The sequence below is a fragment of the Paenibacillus dendritiformis genome (assembly GCF_015845845.1).
GTDB classification, from domain to species: domain Bacteria; phylum Bacillota; class Bacilli; order Paenibacillales; family Paenibacillaceae; genus Paenibacillus_B; species Paenibacillus_B dendritiformis_C.
In genome coordinates this window covers 69504-86926 of record NZ_LDIG01000050.1, presented here as the reverse complement: position 1 = coordinate 86926, position 17423 = coordinate 69504, and the positions used below count along the sequence as shown (strand labels likewise).

Here is a 17423-nt window from a genome sequence, read left to right as displayed (position 1 = left end):
TGAAATAAGGTGGTGAACATGATGACCTACCCAAGAGTGCCCGGTCTTGTAAGCATTGTGATAACAAACTATAACAAATCAGCTTTTTTGCTTGATTGCTTGGATGGCATCTTACGGCAAACTTACCCGAATTGGGAAATCATTCTCGTCGATGATGCCTCGACAGACGATTCTTTGCTGCAAGTGGAGAAATGGCTGCAAGTCAACCGGGAGCAATTGGCCGACCGCACGTTTATTACGGTGCCTCTGCCCCGCAATATCGGGTATGCCGGAGCGGTGACAACCGGCTTATTTTTGGCTGCGGGGGAATATATCGCTGCCCAGGATTCGGATGATATTTCGCATCATGAACGCCTGGAGCGGCAAGTGTCCTTTTTGTTGGGCCGTCCGGAAATCGAGGTGGTGGGAACCAACTATGAAGTGTTTCATCACAATCTTTGGGAGCCGAGATCAAGAGCGGGTTGGATCCGGTACGGGGAACAAATACGCAAAGTGTATGCCAACGGCGGCCACTGCGTATGCCATGGGACCACCATGCTTCGAGGGAAGCTGTTCGATCGGATCGGCGGGCATACAAGGAGAATAGAAGGCGCGGAAGATTATGAGTTTATTGCCAAGGCGCTGAAGGCAAAGCCCCTGAATATCGCCAATATACCGGATGTTCTGTATTATTACCGCAGCCATCCGAATCAGCGGTCCCGGAAATACTTTGGAAAAAATCGGATGAAGCGCAATGAGAAATAAAGGCTACCGTGTGCTGATGGTGTTGGACAGCTTGGCCGTCGGCGGCACGGAAACCCATGTGCTAAGTCTGGTCAAGGGGCTGCAAGAATTAGGAGTGAAGCCGGTATACTGCGGAGCGAACGGCTTATTGTACAATTCCTTCACGCAGGCGGGATGCCCGATTCATGCCGTCGATTTAACAGCCGGCGCCTTTATGCTGGATAGCTCGCTTCAGCAAACGATCCGCACCTTGAAGCAGATCATGCGATACCGCAAAATCGATGTCGTCCATGTGCATCAAACCCCGTCGGGAATGTATGCGGCCATGGCTGCCCAAGAATTGGGCATCCCTGTCGTCTTTACGGTTCACGGAGCTTATTATCCCGAGGAACAGCTTATCAACACGGCCCAATACAGCGACGCGGTCATCTGTGTCAGCAAGCCAGTGCAGCGCTATTTGCAAGACATGGGGCTCACTTCCCTGCTGGTGCCGAACGGGATCGACCCGGAGGCGTTCTACCCGGCGCCCTCTCATGAACTGCGGAAGTCGCTCCAGATTCCGGATGATGCGACCGTTATCGTCTATGCAAGCCGGCTCGCCTGGGACAAAGCCATCGTCTGCACGATGTTGATTAAGGCGGCGGAACGGCTGCGCGGCACAGAGGTGCCTAATTTGCATCTGGTCGTGGTCGGCGACGGCATCCAATTTTCCGAAATTTGCGAGATAGTCGATGCCATCCATGATCATACCGGACACACCTTTATTCATATGGCCGGGAATCAGACGAAAATTCGTGAATATTACGCGCTTGGGGATATCGTGGTGGGCACCGGCCGGGTTGCTCTTGAAGCGATGGCTTGCGGGAAGCCCGTGCTGGCCGTAGGCAACCACGGCTTCTTCGGTCTTGTCGAGCCGGCGGTATACGGACAAGCGTGGGACTGTTATTTCGGCGACCATGATTCCGAATGCAAGGCGACGGAAGACGCAGTCGCCGAATCATTGATAAAAGCATTGGCCGATCGGGACGCTCTCAAGGAAATTGGAGCGCAAGGCCGCAGATGGACCTTGAGGCACTTTGATATTCATAAAATCGTGGCGCGGATGGATGAAATCTATACGGCTGTTCAAGCCCGAACCCAATGACGGGAGTGTGATCGTTCGATTTCGCCCATTCCATCGGTCTTCCTCAATTGGCTATCTCCACGGACGCGGCGCGGCTCGCCGAGCGGATACGCGACACGGCCGCCTATGCGCTGGCCCACAAGCGTCCGATTATCGAGCAAATCGGCCGCCACCGGCAAGCAGTGAAAGCAAGCTTGGAAAAGCCTTTTTTGGAGCGTTTATTTTGACCGGATGTCAGCTCTTGATGACGTCGCCCGTGTACGAGGCCATCCCGCTTAAGGATGGCCTCCGCCGATCGGAAATATCATGCATGCGCATCATGCCTGCTTGGTCTTCCTCGTTATTGATGAGTCGCTTCGGGATTCCGCTTCGGTGGAAAGCTTCATCCGTTTACCGGTGCAGCAGCTTCAAAATATCGAGCGGCGTCTCGAAAATATACCGGGCCTCCTCGAATCCGGATGCCGATTTCGCCCCCCACAGCGCAAGTCCGAAATCGACTCCCGCCGCCATCGCGCACTTCATATCATAGGGGGAGTCCCCGATATAAATCGCTTTATCCGCCGGGCAATCCATAAGCCGCAGCCCCAATTCGAGCGGTTCCGGATCGGGCTTGTGCTTGCTCGTATCACTGGCGCACACAACCGATTGAAAATAATGATCAATGCCGAGCAAATAGAAGCTGTCCTTCATTTCTTCCGCCGTCTTGGACGTTACGATCCCGCAAGCCGGAAGCTTCGCAATGACGTCCTTCATCCCCTCGAAAATGGGAACGTTGCTCATATACGGTTTTTCTATCTCTGCACATCTTTTTATGGCGGCTGGAATATCTTTCACGTTTAACATTTCCATCGTTTTGTAGCTTGGAATCCCCAGCGAGAAGCGAAGCTCGTCCAGATGATACGTGAGACCGAGCTCGGCCAGCGTCTCTTGCAGCGCATGAAGCCCGATAAGCTCCGAATCGATAATGGTGCCATCCAGATCAAAGAGAAAAGCTTGATACATCCCATTCATCCTCCCCTATCCTTATTCGCAACCAATGGTACAGGATGAAATGGATTTCAAGTCAAGCCTCAAAATAAAATTTATACCGAAGATCTGGCAAGGATACGGTAAGGAATGTTCACCTTGTCGCGTGAACGCCGCACCGCCAGGTCGAAGGCCTGCTCGCCGACCTGCACGAGCCGATGGTCGATGGAGCACAGGTCGAGGGCTACTCCGACCGGCTGGTTCTCCTGCCCCATAATCGCCAGATCATGCGGAATGGCCAGCCCGTTCGAGACCGCATACCGGTATATCCCGCCGGCCACCTCGTCCCCGTTGGCGAATATGGCCGTCGGTCTGTCCTCCAGGCTGAGCAGCTTCTCGGCCGCTCGGTACCCATCCTCGAACGAATAGCAATTCGAGATGACGTAATCGTCCGGCACGCTGCCGAATACGTTTTCATACGCCGCGAACGTCTGCTGCGTGCTCCTGCTCTCCCCTCCCCTCGCGATCGTGAAGGCCGTTGCGGTATGTCCCTTCTCCTTCAAATACTGAAAGGCGTCTACATAAGAGGCATACCGATCGATATAAGCGCAGCCAATCTCGGGATGCTCGGTGAATTCGCAAGCAATCACCGATCCGTACTCGACATAAGGCAATATCTGCTCCCAATCATTCGCGCGGGAGGTAATAATCACACCGTCCAGCCATTTATTTTTCAGCATATAGAGATATTCCAGTTCTTTATTCTTATCATATTTCGTCGGCAGCACGGCCACGGAGTAATCCAGTTCCCGCGAACGGTTCAATGCCCCGTGCAGCAACTGATCGAAGGGCTGATTGTTATTGTACGGCATGATGACCCCGATCATTCGGGTCTCACCTCGAATCAAGCCTATGGCATTGCGGTTGGGAGCGAAGTTCCATTCATCGATAACCTGCTGCACGGCTTTTCTCTTTTCTTCGGACACATATTTGTAATTGTTGATCACTCTGGATACGGTGGAGACCGATACTCCGGCTTTCTTCGCGATATCGTGGATATTCGGCACAGGATCATATCCTCCTTATATGAGCCCCGTTATTGAGGAATCAAGTATGACTCCTTCTATCATACCGATATTATGCGTCTCTGGGCAAATGCCGTGAGCGAAATGGGGAGGAGCGGATAGACTTATGTTGTGATGAACATGCGAACAGGAGGTCACCCATGAGCCCACATGATTTCCAACAGCTCAGCTGGTGCTGTATGAACAAGTATGTCGGAATCCGTACGAAGGATGGTCACTGTTATGACGGATTTATCGCCCATGTCGATCCGGAAGGCGTCACGCTGGCGATTCCGACCGAACAGATGATGACGGAGATGAGCGGAATGCCGGCTCAGCCTTCCTACTACAGACAATTCGGCTTTCACCCGGGCTTTTTCCCGAGACGGCGCTTCTTTCATCGCCGAATTCCTTTCTTCAGCTTCGTGGATGTGTTTCTCCTCCCTTTTTTCATTTAGGCGGCGGGAAGAGCGGCGGATAATGGTTGAGGCAGGGAAAACTGCATTCATGGAGGTTTTTGCATTTTTGCGGAAAAATCAAGCTTCGAGAATCAGGGGGCCTGTCTCATTGCAGCGATATGGGACACCCCCTATTTGAATAAAAATACCACATATCGGATTCACAATCCCATAAAAAACCAGATCTTCAAAAGAGCCGTTTTTGATTTTCCCCCCATCGAAAGATAAGTTTTTCCGCCCATTATATAACAATTATGATATGCATTACTACCCCTCCATGCAGTAAAAAGCCGTCAGATAAGATCTGCGGCTTTTTCATTCCCCTTGCTATGTAAGCGGATGACTTGGTTACCAAGTCAACAATGCTTAGGCAATTATTCATCTCGGAAAGTCAATGACCTCTCCCCAACTCCAATGCTCGTAATAACCGTCAGGCACCGTCAGGTCGCGAATCCACTGCACCGCCCGTTTTCCATCCGGCTGAGCCAGCATCACGTGCGCCTTGCTTCGGTCGGTACGAATCCAGGCAAGGCATCCTGCATCCTTCAGCAGCACCGGGAAAAAATCTCCCACGTTCCGAGGCGGACGAGTCAGCTCTGGCTGCCGCCCTCCTCCGAGATTCACGAGCACCAGAGAAGGAAGCGGGCGCTCGCTTGGTTCGCCGGACCAGGCGGCTTCTTTCGACCGGGCGGCGACCAGAGTATCATGGTCCAACCAGGCGAGATCCCGATCGGCATAACCCGCGGGCGTATAGGATTTTTGCAGAAGCGACGGCATGCCGGTCAATACGGTCAGCCGCTTGTTGCTGGTCGCTTCCCGTCCATATCCTTCGATAAAGGCGAGCGTGCTGCCTTGCGGCCCCCACTGGAACCACTCATCATAGTTCAGCATTTGCCCCGCCTTCAAGAAGGTCCCCGCGTCCGCGGACAACAAGCATAACGTATTGCCGTCTGCTGACAGCGACGCCGTTGGAACGGCGATGAACGCGATCCATTTTCCGTCCGCCGACCATTTGAAGCGGCTTGTCGTGACCGCGAAGAAGTCCTGGGATTGGCTTTTGATGGTAAAAAATAACTGGCTGCGAGCCTCCTTGTCCAGACGAACTGTATATAAATCGATATCCGACCATATTCCATCCGGCAGCAGGCGGGCTTCCACAGAGTATAGCAGACTTGCGCCATCCGGCTTCCAGGAAAAGTTGCCGACATGGTCCGCGATGCGCTCCGGCTCCCGCTTGCCTTCCGCATCTGTGACGTACAGGGTGCGGCGAGCATCTTGCGATTGAAATGCCAAGACGTTGCGCGATGGCGACCACTGTACGTTATCCCCCTGCCCGGCTTGACGCATCTCGCCCGTTGCGGCATGATACAGCCATATTTCCTTTTCCTCTTTCCCCTTCGAGAAGGCAAGCCAGCTCCCGTCATGGGACCAGTGCGGATTTCGGATATATTCTCCGCGGGTCAGCCGCTTCTCCTCGGAGCCGATCGCCATCCACAGATCATTGCCGCGGATAAAGGCGGCTGCCGCTTTCCGTTCCGCATCGGGCTCTGCCCGGCTCATCGCCGGCAAGCACGAGCATAATAAAGCGAAAACGATAAGGGCGATCAAGCGATTTTTCATGGGAATTCCTCCTGCCGAATCCGATTATCCTGTACAATTTATCGTTCCCCGAGATGCCAAAATTATGACAGCCGATCCTTGCCCCCAATGCATTGATTCCACAAGCCGCTGCAGACGGAAAGCATTCCTTGCATGCCGCCGCCGATGCCGGAGCACAATAAAACCGGTGTGCGAATGCCATTATTCAAGTGTCATTAAGGGGGTGGGATCGGGATGAACGGAATGTTTGGTTTTTTGAAAAATTGGAATAATCGGAAAACGCTCTGGTCTTTATTGGCGATTGGCGTCGGCGCGGCAGCCGTCGGATTGACGCAGCAGCGCATGCGCATGAACGGAAGAAGAAACCAATCCTTGAAGCAGCTTCGCAAAAAGCTTCGCACCGGATAACAAAAAATAACAGCCAGTTCCTTCGCAGGTCTGGCTGTTATTCCATGAAACGCGGCTACATTCGCACATGCTTCCGAACGTACTGCCCCGTGACAGAATGCGGACAGTCAATTAGGAGCTCCGGCGTGCCTTCAAAAATAACCCGTCCGCCTTCCTGGCCGGCCCCTGGCCCCATATCGATAATCCAATCGGCCTGGCTGATGACATCCAGGTTATGCTCGATGACAATCACCGTGCTGCCATTGTCGCCGGTTCATCAGCCCGATTAACCGCGCGACATCAGACATATGCAATCCGGTCGTCGGCTCATCGAATACATAGATTTGACCGCCGCTCTCCATCTCGGCGGCAAGCTTGATTCGCTGTCTTTCGCCTCCGGATAACGTGCTCAGCGGCTGCCCGAGCGCAATGTAGTCCAGCCCGACATCACTCAACCGCTCCAGGACAGGACGAATCGCATCATCCATGAAAAATACCTTGGCCTCCGCAACGCTCATCTCCAACACGTCGCCGATATGCTTGCCGCGCAGCGTATGCCTCAAAACGTCGTCGGTAAATCTGCGCCCTTGGCATACTTCGCAGACGCTGACTATCGGATCCAGGAAGGCCAGATCGGTATAGGTTTTCCCAAGGCCTTTGCATTCCGGGCAGGCCCCCTCCGAATTGAAGCTGAACAGCGAGGCGCTCACCCGGTTCGCCTTGGCGAAAAGGCTGCGAATCGGATCCATGATTCCGGTATACGTCGCCGGGTTGGATCGCTTCGAGCCGCGAAGCGCGCCTTGGTCGATGAAGACCGCTTCGGGATAAAATTCAGGCAGCACCCCGTTCACAAGCGAGCTTTTCCCGGAGCCGGCGACACCGGTCAACACTCTTCCTCCGTATAATCCCGAAGTTTCTTGTCATTGTCGAACAGACCGGAGCAGACATAACGTTTCCAGCGCCACTCCCCGGGCCGGAAGGTCGGGAATTGGATCGCGCCTTCATTCAAAGATTTGCTCCGGTCGAGCAGACGGTCGATGTGGATGGCGGCTACGGTTCCCAAGCCCTCGCATTTCGGGCACATCCCTTGCGGGTTGTGGAAGGAGAAGACGTCGGAATAGCCGACGAACGGCTTCCCTGTGCGGGAATACAGCAGCCGCAGCAGCGAATAGATATCGGTCGCGGTTCCGACCGTCGATCGGGCGTTGCCGCCGATGCGCTTCTGATCGACGACGATAGCGACCGAGAGGTTGTCGAGCGAATCGACATCCGGCTGCCCGTAATGCGGAAGTCTGTGACGCACGAAGCTGGTGAACGTATCATTGAGCTGCCGCTGCGATTCCGCCGCGATCGTGTCGAAGACGAGCGAAGACTTGCCGGAACCGGACACGCCCGTAAAAACGGTAATCTTCTTCTTCGGAATGCTCAACGTTACATTTTTCAGATTATTCTCCCTGGCGCCTGCCACCTGAATCCAATTGTGCCGATGGTCGGGGCTTTGACTTTCGGCCGTCATGTTATCTCCTGCCTTTTGCATAAAATACGAGAATTAATTTCCTATATGCAACTATCCGCTTGTTCCGAAGCGGTGTCATCCAAAGCCTCCGCTACCTTTCGGCACAGCTCCGCGAATATGCCCTGTTCCCCGGGGGTAAGAACGGAAGCGGCGATCTCCGCGGCTTCGCGCCGGCTGTTCGCGGCGATAGACAGGAACGTTCTGCCCTCGTCCGTCAATGATGTCGTCTGTTCGCGGCGATCCTGCTTGCCTGCCGTCTGTTCGATGAATTGCTTGTCCTTCAACACTCGCAGAGCTTTGGAGATGGCCGAACGCGACATGCCCAGCCTCTCGCTGATCTCCGAAGGCATCAACGGTCCGATGATGCGGAGCAGCTCCAGGATATCGTACTGCGCCCATGTAAGCTGTTCCGGATTGATGCGCGCACGTCTCGCAACCAATACGCATTGCAGATGCGACAGCGCGTTTTCCAGCGATCCCGGTTGTTCAGGCTGCATGACATTACCCCATTTCATTGATGTTATCTGCTATCATTATAGCAGTATAGTTTCCTACAGGCAATTATTTAACATATATCTAATAAATCAGACAATTCTATGCCACCTATGAAAAAAAGCCCCCGGCACAATCAAGGCCAGAGGCTTATCAGTCTTACTTCTTCAATATCGTCATCGTCGCTTGTTCACTCTTGCTTGTCTTCGCTTCCCGGTTCAACTGAGCAATCCGTTCCTCTACGGTTATGCCCTTTGCCTTCGCCACCCCTTCCAGGCTTTTGACGCTAACTGCGATCTCGGCGCCGCCACGGTCCATATTCTTGCTCATCACCTGCCGCTTGAGTTTGCCGCCGGACACGCCTTCTGCTCGGAGCGCAGACGATGCGGGCATTACCTGAAGCTGCGACTGCAATCCGTGATTGGCAGCCTTTCCATTCGCTTCTGCCGCCGAGACCTTGACGGTTTTGCTGGCGATGCTGCCGCTCGGCACTTCCGCCGCATAGGCCGAACCGGCCATTGCCAGAACAGCTAACGATGCGATACCTGCTGTCAATCTCTTTTTCATATTGAATCTCCTCCTGATTGTGATTGCTGCTGCAATCCTGTTTTTCCTGCCGCATCTGCACGAGAACCCTTTGTCATACGTTGCGGCGGCTGCAATCCATACAATACAGGGGGAATGTGTCAGCATTAAGGCAGGCTCAACATGGAAATAAACGACAGACAAGCCGCGAATAAATAATTGGCGCCTTCCCCACCTTTCAGGTCTGGGGCGGACTGCCCTCCGCCTACTCCCGCTACTCTCCCGTCGAGTCAGGCCGATTTTGGGCTTCAGCTCTTTGCTTCACTCTCCCATCAAGTCAGAACAGTCTTCCCTTTCAGCTCATTTTTCTTCACTCTCCCATCAAGTCAGGGGTGGCATCTCCATCTCATCTCTTTGAGTTCGCTCTTCTCCGAAAGTCAGGAGGCCTTCTTATATAGATCCGAGCATATTCTCTGCCTGACCTTGGGGAGAGTTTCTGTAAAAGAATACCAGCATATACGAGTTTCCTGACCTATGGGGAGATGGGTTAAAAGGAGCTCCGAATATATACGATTCCATGACCTATTGGGAGATTGGCTGAAAGGAGATACTGGCATATGCGATTTCCTGAACCATGGGGAGTTTGGTTATAAGGGCATCGTGATACCCTGTTTCGAAGTAGGTTCCGGAAAATATACTTATTTCATCTTGGGACTTTTTTCCGAATGGTCTTGTTCATCATCCCACCCCAATCTAGTCACATGGCAGCACAGGATATTCCCTGACCGCTACCGTTCTTGAAATCGGAAGCATCTGGCGTTGCCGTACCGGTCATGGTCTGAAGTATAATGTGATATATACAATTTCGTTATCTTGCTATTCTATTCTTATTTCCGTACAAACGACTATGGCGAAGGATATACTAGGGGTGGAGGTGAGCGCCCATGCCGGAACCTGTAACCGATGAAATGTGGCAGGCCATTGTCAGCAATAACAGCGCTTATGACGGACAATTCTGGTACGCCGTGAAGTCGACGGGCATATTTTGCCGCCCTTCCTGCAAATCCAGGCCGCCCAAGCGCGAGAATGTCGGCTTCTTCCGCAGTCCGGAAGCGGCGCTGTCCGCCCGCTACCGCCCATGCAAGCGCTGCAAGCCGACCGGACAGAGGCTGCCGGATGACGAATGGATTGCGATCGTGACCGCGTATATCGACCGGAATTATGCGGAGAAGCTGACGCTCCGCCGCCTGGCCGAGATCAGCCACGGAAGTCCCTATCATTTGCACCGGATTTTCAAAAAAATTATGGGCATGACCCCGGTCGAATATATCCAGCGGCGGCGGATTGGGCATGCCAAGGAACTGCTTCGATCATCGAAGCTGGCCATCGCCGAGGTCGGGCAGTCCGTCGGGTTGTCCCATCCCCCCTACTTCATTGCATTGTTCAAGCAGACCGCCGGGTGCACTCCGTCCGAATACCGGAAGCGGCAGCAGGCGAATGCGGAGGAGGATATCGACTATGGAAAAGAAAGCTGATGCGTCTATCTATTGGTCCGTCGTCGAATGCGAGGAGTGGAATCTTATCATTGCGGCGATAGAAGCCGGACTCTGTTATGTCGGCTCTCCGGGCCAGCCGCTCGATGCCATCGCCGAATGGGCAGGACGATGCTGGCCGGGCAGACTGCTGCAGCGGGATGACGGGAAGCTGCAGCCATATGCGGAGGAGCTTGCCGGCTATTTGCAGGGTAAGCAGCGCAGCTTCGCCATGCCGCTGGATTTGCAGGGCACGCCTTTTCAGTTGGCGGTCTGGCGCGCGCTCTGCGGCATCCCCTATGGACAGACGCTGTCCTATTCGGAGCTTGCCGAGCAGCTTCAGCGTCCGTCGGCTGTACGTGCCGTCGGAACAGCCATCGGGGCCAATCCCGTGCTCATCACCGTCCCTTGCCATCGCGTCATAGGCAAGGACGGAGCGCTGACGGGCTACCGCGGCGGCCTGGATATGAAAGCGAAGCTGCTGCGGCTGGAACGGGACGTCCTGTTGGCAGAAGGAGAGCGGATGCATGCTTAACCGCCTGGCACAACGGATGTCACAGCTTGACTGGAGCGACGTCCGGCGCTCGCTGGACGAGCACGGCTATGCGAAGCTTCCCCCGCTGCTCGATGCAGCCGCCTGCGAGTATATTATCGGGACCTATACGGAGGAAGCGAACTTCCGCAAGACGATTTCCATGGGGAGATACCGCTTCGGAATCGGAGAATACAAATATTATGATGCGCCGCTTCCGCCGCTGCTGCAGCAGCTCAGAGACACGCTGTATCCGGAGCTGGCCCGCATAGCCAATGACTGGCTGCAGCGGCTCGGGCGCGGCGGCGCGGCATATCCGGAACGGCTGGCCGAATTCCTGGAGCGCTGCCGCGAAGCCGGCCAGACCCGCCCTACCCCGCTCATCCTGAAATACGAAGCGGAGGGCTACAATTGCCTCCACCAGGATATGTACGGCGATGTGTTCTTCCCCTTCCAGGTAGTATTCGCGCTCAACCGCGTGGGGGAAGATTACAAGGGAGGCGAATTCCTGCTGGTGGAGCAGCGGCCGCGGGCGCAGAGCCGGGGGCATGCCCTGTCGCTGGCGCAAGGAGAAGGACTCGTCTTCCCGACGAATCATCGCCCGGTGCAAGGCGTGCGCGGGTATTACCGGACCGCGGTTCGGCATGGCGTCAGCACCGTTATGGAAGGCACGAGATACACTTTAGGCATCATCTTCCATGATGCGAAGTAAAGGAGGACGGACATGAGGCCGGGCTGCACTTACAAATCACCGAAGACCATTCTCAATAAAGGCACCGGATTCCTGTCGGGCTACAGCCACTCCCTTAATCCATACACAGGGTGCGCGTTCGGCTGCTCCTACTGCTATGTGCGGCGCATGCCGGTGTCGATTTTCCGCGAAGAGGAATGGGGAAGCTGGATCGATGTCAAGCAGAACGCGGCGGAGCTGTTCCGGAAGGAATACCGGAAGGCGAAGGAGAAAGGGCCTGTGACTATCTTCATGTCGTCCAGCACCGATCCGTATCAGCCGATCGAGCATAAGGAGCGCATTACCCGTTCGCTGCTGGAGATTATGGCCGAGTGTCCGCCCGACTTCCTGCTCGTGCAGACGCGAAGCCCGCTCGTGCGCAGAGATATCGATCTGCTCGTCCGGCTTGGCGATGCCGTACGCGTCAGCATGACGGTGGAGACGGATCTCGAAGAGATACGCAAGCACTTTTCGCCCCAAGCTCCTCCCATTCCGGCACGGCTTAAGACACTCGAGCTGCTGGCGGAAGCCAGGGTGCCGGCTCAGGCCACGATCGCGCCGGTGCTGCCGAGCAGCGAGGCGTTCGGGGCCGTCCTTCGCCCGCTTGTGAACCGGGTTTGCATCGACGATTATTTTATGGGCGACGGCAGCGGCGGTAAGAGAACCCGCCAGTTGAACATGCAGGCATTGTACCGGAAGCTCGGACTGGAGGAATGGTATCATCCCTCCGCCTACCGCATCGTCTACGATCGGCTGCGGCGTCATTTCACCGAGGAAGAGCTGTTCATCAGCCAGGCGGGATTCGAGCCTTGACGATCTGTGCGCGGGAGCCATGACCGGAGTTAAAAAGAAGCAGAGCCGTTTCGGCAATGTGCCGGAATGACTCTGCTTCTTTGCATGTCGCGCCGATGGATTGAGCCGCATTGCCTTTGCAAGTTATCGGCGTAGAGCGGAGGGCAGCGCAGGTAAGCATCTTATTTCCGCTTCATGCTTCGAATCAGCGCTTTCGTCCCCGGATCGACGCGATAGGACTCCGTAATCTTTTGCAGCGCTTTGTTGTATGTGAAATCATCGAGCGAATTGCCCCGCAAATAGCCCATTGTAATGTCTGGGAGCTTCACGAAACAGATAGACACGGCCCAGGCCACCGCCATCTTGACGTAGTAGCCCTCGTGCTTGATCCGATCCAGCCTCTCCAGCACCTGGTGTATATAATCCTCATCGGCATAATAATTCAGGAGCATCACGACGCCGAAGCGAATTTCGTATTCCTTGTCCGATGCGAGGTAAGGCTGGATGAATTCCCAGGTCCGCTCTTTATGCGAAGAAGCGATTTTTAACCCCGAGCAAAAGCTGTCGCATACGGACCAGTTGTCGATCTTGGGCACGAACGCGGCGACGTGGCGCAGAATCTCCTCCACATCCGCCTTGGCGCAGCCAATGACCATGCCCTGCAGCATCACTTCCTCGAAATAATCGCTGTCCGCCTGCGCCAAATAAGTCCGCCAGTCGCCCTTCGCAATAGTCCGGGCTAGCTTGCGCAGCTCCGGCAGCCGCACGCCGACGACATTATTGATATTCGGAATCAAGGAAGCGGAAAATTGCCGGTACTTCTCCTCCGCCAGCGCCATAATCTGTGCCCGAATCGTGGTCTCCATGTCGAATCTCCTCCCGCTTGCTTTTCATTCCGTCCGTATCTTCCTGACCGCCGCCCGGTCATGAGCCAACCGCTTATTCATAAGCCAAAGCCCACAAGTAAATGGAAGCGACCGAGCCATACGGCGAATACGCCTGCCGATACCTGTCGAACTGCGCTTTCGTCATCGCGTCAAGCCCATAGAGAGCCATCATGCCGCGGCGAATGGCGATATCGCCCCAACTCACGATGTCCGGACGCTCCAAAGCGTGGATAAGCAGCATCTCGGCCGTCCACTTCCCGACTCCGGGCAGCGTCATTAAGCGGGCGGTGGCCTCCGCATCGGAAAAGCGCTGCAGCTCCTCCAGGACGAACTCGCCATTCGCGACGAGCCGGGCAATCTCCCGGATGCGCTCCGCCTTCGTCATCGGCATGCCGCAGCCTTGAATCCGTTCAGCCGGCTGCGCTGCGAGATTCCGGGGAGAGATCTCCCCCAATCGCTCCTGCATCCGCTCCCATACGGTGTTGGCCGCCTTCACGGAGACAAGCTGCCCCACGATGGCATGGACGAGCGCGGCGAACGGATCGGGCATAATGACCCGCTCCACCCGTCCGAGCCTGGTCATTGCCGCCTCAGAGCCGCATCGGCGCTTCGCAAGTAATTGATTTCCCGGTCTCCATAGTCAAAATACTTCGTCGCGACGGTCCCCATTCCGCTCCTCTCCTCCATTCGGCTGGTGATCCTGCCGTTCGTAATAGTCTTGCCCGCGGAAGCCGTTGAACGCGGATACGAGTCCGCACAGCCGCAGCCGCTCTTCGTCCACCCGTTCTCTTCCATAGGCATCGATGAAGCGCCCCGCATAGCGGTCGCTCCCCAGATTGAATTGCAGCGACCACAGCGCCCAGAACAGATCATAGTGCGGATCGCCCAATCCGCCATAGCCCACATCGATGTAGCCGCTCCGCTCGAATTGATGCAGCATCAGATTCGGCAGGCAATAATCGCCATGAATGAGCGTCCGTTCCCCGCTGCCGGATACGGCACTGTATAGAGCCAACATATCCTGATAAGCGGCATCGGCGCTCGCATATCCCGCGTAACGGAGCAGGCTCCACTCCGCCCTGCCGCTCCGGTAATTCTCCTCCGCCCGGCTGACCATCTCCTCCAATCCGTTCATGAACGGGCAGTCCGTGCCGGGAAGCATCGGTGACATACATTCTGACGTTCGGGCACGCGCCCAGCTTCGCCAGGTAGGCCGTCATCCGCGCTTCCTTCTCCATCTGCCCCAGAGCGGTCACCTTCACATAAAATGAATCGTCCGCGCGATCCAAGCGATACACGGCGGAGCGGGGCTTGTCCTTGACGACCGTGACCGCCGCTCCCCTGCAATACGCCTGCACCGCTTCCGGATAAGACGCGAACCTGACCATTGTATCTCTGCTCATCTTCATCCCCTTCCGCCGTTAGCTGACGGCCCGTACCAGATAATGTTCATACGTCGCCGGCAAGCCCTGAGCCGTGGCATGGCGGCGGAAGATCGCCTCGATGCCGGGCAAAGACTCATCGATTATTTTCGCGATGAGCACAGGCGATTGTCCGAAGCAGCGGAGGCGGATTACATCCAGCGGATCATGCAAATATTGAACGCTGGCGACGGTCTCGATCTCAACCTGCTTCAGCCCTCCCTGCGCCAGTCGATGCGCGAGGCGATCCAATATAGGGGTTCCGTCCGGAGCAGGCTCGAAAAATCCGGGAAACCAACGTGGCAGCTCCCGCGACAGCCGATCGCCCGGATGGAGCCCGAGAATGCGCCCGCCGGGCTTCACGACCGGCAAATCTGTCGGTAGCATGAGGTCGGACCCTTGCGATTGTAGGCGCAGTCGAACTCCCCGTCCACGAAGGGAAGCCGTTCCTTTGTATTAGCGGTGACGAAGGAGACATTGGGCGGAGGCTGCTTCCTTCCGGGCGCGATAAATCCGCTCGTCACATCCAAGCCGGTGATTCGCTTCACGAACGGTGACCATTTGCGCCGTGAATTCCCCGTGACCGCAGCCTATGTCGAGCACGATGCGATCGCGGACCATGTCCCTCACTTCCTGCTCGAACCGCACCTCGGCATTCGGCTCCGTTATCGTCGAATTCCATGAATACGCATATGCGCCGGATAACTCCGCGATTTGAGCATACCAAGCGAAGGAATGAGGCGTAACCCATTCCTGGTGATTCCTTGGATCCTCCAGCTTCGGATACATACGAACACCTCCGGGAAAATTTTCAACCTGCCCATTGCAAAAGTACATCAAGTCTACCATCCCTTATGGAAAAATCATAGACCGAAATCTTGCGATCCAAATGGCCGCTGCCGTCGTTAAAAAGTTCAGATCGCCGCTTGTCAACGATATGATATCCCATAATTTATTCGGGAAGCAGGTATCCCCGCATATTTTGCCGAATCGCTGACGGCGGCGGACAACCCGGTTCGCTTTCCTTATGACGCCTCTTACGCGCCGCGCTGGAATCTTCCGGTGCGGAATACGGATGAGGAGCGCTGGATTGTGGCGGAAGGCGGAATGCTGCGCGGCGTGTATGGCGACTCGGAGCTGAAATGGGCCGCAGACACGGGCCAACTGGATCGGGCACGCACCCGCTGCTGGAAAAAAGGGTTGCCGGCCTGGATTGGAGCGGAAGCCGCCGGCTTTGTCTGATCGCGAAGGGTTGCATCGTTCGAACCGGACAAAGAGCGAACATAAGCAAGGAGATGAAGAGGATGGACAGGCTATCATTTTTGCAGCGCATGGCACGGCAGCATCCGGACGATGCCGAAGCGCTCTACTGGCTGGCGGCGGAATACGCGGCCCGCGGACAATGGGTGGACGCGATCGGGCAATACAGCGCCGGGCTTGCCGTCTGCGCCGGCGATCCGCTTCGCGCCGCATTGCTGGCGGGTCTGACGGAAGCGGCCGCCCGGCTGCGGCAAGGCGATGTTCCGGCGGAACCGCCCGCTGCGACAGCCGGCGCAAGCAGGGAAGCCGGCGCGGCAAGCAGCGAATCTGGCGCTGAGTCCCGGACTGGCATGGGAAGGAATGCGCCGGAACCCGCGGAAGCGGAAGAAGATGATGACGAGACAATCGAGGATGAGGATGCCGCGGACGAGGAATGGGAAGCCGCTCAGGCCGGCCATGCGGCCGTCTTCACCCGTTCGGGCATCGGCCTGCAGGTGCTGGATGGCGGGAAAGCCGCGGCGTCTCAGCCAGCGGATGCGTCGCACAAAGTGACGTTTGCGGATGTCGCCGGATTGCAGGATCTGAAGAAGACGATACAACTGCGCATTATCAGCCCGTTCCAGAATCAGGGGCTGTTCTCCAAATTCCGCAAAAAGGCGGGCGGAGGCGTGCTTTTGTACGGTCCGCCGGGCTGCGGCAAAACGTTCATGGCCAAGGCGACCGCGGGCGAATGCCGGGCCGCGTTCTTCCCTGTCCATATTGCGGACATTTTGGACAAATACATCGGCGTCAGCGAGCAAAATCTCCGGGATTTGTTCGATAAAGCGCGCGCGCAAGCCGAGCATTCTGTTTTTCGACGAGATCGATACGGTCGGGTTCAGCCGCTCGAAGTCTTCGTCCAGCATGCGCGGCATGATCGATACGTTCCTGGCCGAGATGGAGGGCATCGATACGAGCACGCATCAATTGCTCGTCATCGGCGCGACGAATATGCCTTGGGACGTCGATGACGCGCTCAAGCGTCCCGGCCGCTTCGATCGGCTCGTCTTTGTCGCGCCTCCGGACGAGGAAGCGCGGGAGCATATGTTCCGCTTGAAGCTGGAAGGCCGTTATATCGAGAACATCGATACCAGGCGGCTGGCGAGCCGGACCGAATTTTTCTCCGGGGCGGACATTGAACATTTATGCGAGAGCGCGGCCGAGCGGGTGCTCGGCGAAATTCTCGAATCCGGCCGCGAGCGCCCGATTCGAATGTCCGATTTCGAAGCGCTGCTGGAGACCGCGCGCCCGTCTGCGCTGGAATGGCTGCGCAAAGCGAAGAACTACGTCAAATACGCCAATCAGACAGGAGCGTACAATGACGTGGAGGATTATTTGCGCACATACGGCCGGCGGATTTGAAAACTCAATAGATTA

22 protein-coding genes and 2 pseudogenes are annotated in these 17423 nt (G+C 55.9%); 12 read left to right on the top strand and 12 right to left on the bottom strand.

The window, feature by feature from the left end; genetic code table 11:
- The first annotated feature begins 21 nt into the window (after window positions 1-21).
- From ABD76_RS02155 to ABD76_RS02145, 3 genes are read left to right on the top strand one after another with little or no spacing between them, the layout of a single operon-like run.
- Window positions 22-744 carry a glycosyltransferase family 2 protein gene (locus ABD76_RS02155; RefSeq protein ID WP_197253906.1) on the top strand — a complete coding sequence of 241 codons (723 nt, stop codon included), beginning with the start codon at window positions 22-24 and terminating at the stop codon, window positions 742-744.
- Window positions 734-1867, top strand: a complete 1134-nt coding sequence (locus ABD76_RS02150; protein WP_197253905.1) for a glycosyltransferase family 4 protein — start codon at window positions 734-736, stop codon at window positions 1865-1867. The genes ABD76_RS02155 and ABD76_RS02150 overlap by 11 nt, the downstream gene beginning before the upstream one ends.
- Window positions 1868-1914: 47 nt before the next feature.
- Window positions 1915-2073 carry a hypothetical protein gene (locus ABD76_RS02145; protein ID WP_242069302.1) on the top strand — a complete coding sequence of 53 codons (159 nt, stop codon included), beginning with the start codon at window positions 1915-1917 and terminating at the stop codon, window positions 2071-2073.
- A 163-nt stretch (window positions 2074-2236) separates the two neighbouring features.
- Here ABD76_RS02145 and ABD76_RS02140 read toward each other — a convergent pair whose 3' ends face one another.
- Window positions 2237-2848: an HAD family hydrolase gene (locus ABD76_RS02140; RefSeq protein WP_197253902.1), complete on the bottom strand. Its 612-nt coding sequence runs from the start codon at window positions 2846-2848 to the stop codon at window positions 2237-2239.
- Between the two features lie 80 nt (window positions 2849-2928).
- Window positions 2929-3879 carry a LacI family DNA-binding transcriptional regulator gene (locus ABD76_RS02135; RefSeq protein ID WP_197253900.1) on the bottom strand — a complete coding sequence of 317 codons (951 nt, stop codon included), beginning with the start codon at window positions 3877-3879 and terminating at the stop codon, window positions 2929-2931.
- A 158-nt stretch (window positions 3880-4037) separates the two neighbouring features.
- On the opposite strand from ABD76_RS02135, the gene ABD76_RS02130 reads away from it, so the two are divergent.
- Entirely contained in the window at window positions 4038-4334 is a 297-nt protein-coding gene (locus ABD76_RS02130; RefSeq protein ID WP_197253898.1) for a phosphatidylinositol kinase, read from the top strand.
- Between the two features lie 378 nt (window positions 4335-4712).
- On the opposite strand, the gene ABD76_RS02125 is transcribed toward ABD76_RS02130, so the two are convergent.
- A complete protein-coding gene (locus ABD76_RS02125) occupies window positions 4713-5954 on the bottom strand; it encodes a TolB-like translocation protein (RefSeq protein WP_197253896.1) in 1242 nt (413 codons plus the stop codon).
- A gap of 213 nt (window positions 5955-6167) precedes the next feature.
- Here ABD76_RS02125 and ABD76_RS02120 point away from each other — a divergent pair, with 213 nt between their 5' ends.
- Window positions 6168-6341, top strand: coding sequence for a DUF3918 family protein (locus tag ABD76_RS02120; protein ID WP_197253894.1), 174 nt, complete (start codon window positions 6168-6170; stop codon window positions 6339-6341).
- A 55-nt stretch (window positions 6342-6396) separates the two neighbouring features.
- Here the strand turns inward: ABD76_RS02120 and ABD76_RS02115 are convergent.
- The 3 genes and pseudogenes from ABD76_RS02115 to ABD76_RS02105 all read right to left on the bottom strand — a co-directional run bounded on the left by ABD76_RS02115 (window position 6397) and on the right by ABD76_RS02105 (window position 8895).
- Window positions 6397-7836 (bottom strand): annotated as a pseudogene (locus ABD76_RS02115) (ATP-binding cassette domain-containing protein).
- Window positions 7837-7877: 41 nt separating this feature from the next.
- Window positions 7878-8351 (bottom strand): MarR family winged helix-turn-helix transcriptional regulator, encoded by a 474-nt coding sequence (locus ABD76_RS02110; protein ID WP_242069301.1) that lies wholly within the window; start codon window positions 8349-8351, stop codon window positions 7878-7880.
- 136 nt (window positions 8352-8487) lie between these two features.
- Window positions 8488-8895 (bottom strand): hypothetical protein, encoded by a 408-nt coding sequence (locus tag ABD76_RS02105; RefSeq protein WP_197253892.1) that lies wholly within the window; start codon window positions 8893-8895, stop codon window positions 8488-8490.
- Between the two features lie 902 nt (window positions 8896-9797).
- Here ABD76_RS02105 and ABD76_RS02100 point away from each other — a divergent pair.
- From ABD76_RS02100 to ABD76_RS02085, 4 genes are read left to right on the top strand one after another with little or no spacing between them, the layout of a single operon-like run.
- Window positions 9798-10388: a bifunctional transcriptional activator/DNA repair enzyme AdaA gene (locus ABD76_RS02100; RefSeq protein WP_197253890.1), complete on the top strand. Its 591-nt coding sequence runs from the start codon at window positions 9798-9800 to the stop codon at window positions 10386-10388.
- Window positions 10372-10920 (top strand): methylated-DNA--[protein]-cysteine S-methyltransferase, encoded by a 549-nt coding sequence (locus ABD76_RS02095; protein ID WP_197253887.1) that lies wholly within the window; start codon window positions 10372-10374, stop codon window positions 10918-10920. Before ABD76_RS02100 ends, ABD76_RS02095 begins: the two co-directional genes overlap by 17 nt.
- Window positions 10913-11629: a 2OG-Fe(II) oxygenase gene (locus ABD76_RS02090; RefSeq protein ID WP_197253884.1), complete on the top strand. Its 717-nt coding sequence runs from the start codon at window positions 10913-10915 to the stop codon at window positions 11627-11629. Before ABD76_RS02095 ends, ABD76_RS02090 begins: the two co-directional genes overlap by 8 nt.
- A 12-nt stretch (window positions 11630-11641) precedes the next feature.
- Window positions 11642-12460, top strand: coding sequence for an SPL family radical SAM protein (locus ABD76_RS02085; RefSeq protein ID WP_197253882.1), 819 nt, complete (start codon window positions 11642-11644; stop codon window positions 12458-12460).
- 161 nt (window positions 12461-12621) lie between these two features.
- Here the strand turns inward: ABD76_RS02085 and ABD76_RS02080 are convergent, their stop codons facing one another.
- From ABD76_RS02080 to ABD76_RS30350, 6 genes are all read right to left on the bottom strand, one after another.
- Window positions 12622-13305: a DNA alkylation repair protein gene (locus ABD76_RS02080; protein ID WP_197253880.1), complete on the bottom strand. Its 684-nt coding sequence runs from the start codon at window positions 13303-13305 to the stop codon at window positions 12622-12624.
- Between the two features lie 73 nt (window positions 13306-13378).
- Window positions 13379-13909: a DNA-3-methyladenine glycosylase family protein gene (locus ABD76_RS02075; RefSeq protein WP_242069300.1), complete on the bottom strand. Its 531-nt coding sequence runs from the start codon at window positions 13907-13909 to the stop codon at window positions 13379-13381.
- Between the two features lie 57 nt (window positions 13910-13966).
- On the bottom strand, window positions 13967-14488 hold the full coding sequence (locus tag ABD76_RS02070; RefSeq protein ID WP_197253879.1) for a phosphotransferase: 522 nt from the start codon (window positions 14486-14488) through the stop codon (window positions 13967-13969).
- 259 nt (window positions 14489-14747) lie between these two features.
- A complete protein-coding gene (locus ABD76_RS30360; protein ID WP_338125004.1) occupies window positions 14748-15134 on the bottom strand; it encodes a hypothetical protein in 387 nt (128 codons plus the stop codon).
- The gene (locus ABD76_RS30355; protein WP_338125005.1) at window positions 15107-15271 is read right to left on the bottom strand and encodes a hypothetical protein; all 165 of its coding nucleotides are present in this window, start codon (window positions 15269-15271) and stop codon (window positions 15107-15109) included. The genes ABD76_RS30360 and ABD76_RS30355 overlap by 28 nt, the downstream gene beginning before the upstream one ends.
- The gene (locus ABD76_RS30350) at window positions 15204-15536 is read right to left on the bottom strand and encodes a class I SAM-dependent methyltransferase (RefSeq protein WP_338125006.1); all 333 of its coding nucleotides are present in this window, start codon (window positions 15534-15536) and stop codon (window positions 15204-15206) included. The genes ABD76_RS30355 and ABD76_RS30350 overlap by 68 nt, the downstream gene beginning before the upstream one ends.
- A 273-nt stretch (window positions 15537-15809) precedes the next feature.
- Between ABD76_RS30350 and ABD76_RS02060 the strand changes: the two genes are divergently transcribed.
- The 3 genes and pseudogenes from ABD76_RS02060 to ABD76_RS30810 all read left to right on the top strand — a co-directional run bounded on the left by ABD76_RS02060 (window position 15810) and on the right by ABD76_RS30810 (window position 17408).
- A complete protein-coding gene (locus ABD76_RS02060; RefSeq protein WP_197253877.1) occupies window positions 15810-15989 on the top strand; it encodes a hypothetical protein in 180 nt (59 codons plus the stop codon).
- A gap of 53 nt (window positions 15990-16042) precedes the next feature.
- Window positions 16043-17000: pseudogene (locus tag ABD76_RS30345) on the top strand (AAA family ATPase); the annotation flags it as partial.
- Entirely contained in the window at window positions 16998-17408 is a 411-nt protein-coding gene (locus ABD76_RS30810; protein ID WP_420901909.1) for an ATP-binding protein, read from the top strand. The pseudogene ABD76_RS30345 and the gene ABD76_RS30810, both read left to right, overlap by 3 nt.
- Window positions 17409-17423: the final 15 nt, after the last annotated feature.

Excerpts from the sequence above, each read along its gene's own strand:
- ABD76_RS02105 (WP_197253892.1), bottom strand. The coding sequence starts at position 8,895 with ATGAAAAAGAGATTGACAGCAGGTATCGCATCGTTAGCTGTTCTGGCA.
- ABD76_RS02085 (WP_197253882.1), top strand. The coding sequence starts at position 11,642 with ATGAGGCCGGGCTGCACTTACAAATCACCGAAGACCATTCTCAATAAA.
- ABD76_RS02130 (WP_197253898.1), top strand. The coding sequence starts at position 4,038 with ATGAGCCCACATGATTTCCAACAGCTCAGCTGGTGCTGTATGAACAAG.
- ABD76_RS02140 (WP_197253902.1), bottom strand. The coding sequence starts at position 2,848 with ATGTATCAAGCTTTTCTCTTTGATCTGGATGGCACCATTATCGATTCG.
- ABD76_RS30810 (WP_420901909.1), top strand. The coding sequence starts at position 16,998 with ATGCCTTGGGACGTCGATGACGCGCTCAAGCGTCCCGGCCGCTTCGAT.
- ABD76_RS02120 (WP_197253894.1), top strand. The coding sequence starts at position 6,168 with ATGAACGGAATGTTTGGTTTTTTGAAAAATTGGAATAATCGGAAAACG.
- ABD76_RS02155 (WP_197253906.1), top strand. The coding sequence starts at position 22 with ATGACCTACCCAAGAGTGCCCGGTCTTGTAAGCATTGTGATAACAAAC.
- ABD76_RS30350 (WP_338125006.1), bottom strand. The coding sequence starts at position 15,536 with ATGTATCCGAAGCTGGAGGATCCAAGGAATCACCAGGAATGGGTTACG.
- ABD76_RS02075 (WP_242069300.1), bottom strand. The coding sequence starts at position 13,909 with ATGACCAGGCTCGGACGGGTGGAGCGGGTCATTATGCCCGATCCGTTC.
- ABD76_RS02080 (WP_197253880.1), bottom strand. The coding sequence starts at position 13,305 with ATGGAGACCACGATTCGGGCACAGATTATGGCGCTGGCGGAGGAGAAG.
- ABD76_RS02150 (WP_197253905.1), top strand. The coding sequence starts at position 734 with ATGAGAAATAAAGGCTACCGTGTGCTGATGGTGTTGGACAGCTTGGCC.
- ABD76_RS02095 (WP_197253887.1), top strand. The coding sequence starts at position 10,372 with ATGGAAAAGAAAGCTGATGCGTCTATCTATTGGTCCGTCGTCGAATGC.
- ABD76_RS02100 (WP_197253890.1), top strand. The coding sequence starts at position 9,798 with ATGCCGGAACCTGTAACCGATGAAATGTGGCAGGCCATTGTCAGCAAT.
- ABD76_RS30360 (WP_338125004.1), bottom strand. The coding sequence starts at position 15,134 with ATGCTACCGACAGATTTGCCGGTCGTGAAGCCCGGCGGGCGCATTCTC.
- ABD76_RS02110 (WP_242069301.1), bottom strand. The coding sequence starts at position 8,351 with ATGAAATGGGGTAATGTCATGCAGCCTGAACAACCGGGATCGCTGGAA.
- ABD76_RS02070 (WP_197253879.1), bottom strand. The coding sequence starts at position 14,488 with ATGCTTCCCGGCACGGACTGCCCGTTCATGAACGGATTGGAGGAGATG.
- ABD76_RS02125 (WP_197253896.1), bottom strand. The coding sequence starts at position 5,954 with ATGAAAAATCGCTTGATCGCCCTTATCGTTTTCGCTTTATTATGCTCG.
- ABD76_RS02090 (WP_197253884.1), top strand. The coding sequence starts at position 10,913 with ATGCTTAACCGCCTGGCACAACGGATGTCACAGCTTGACTGGAGCGAC.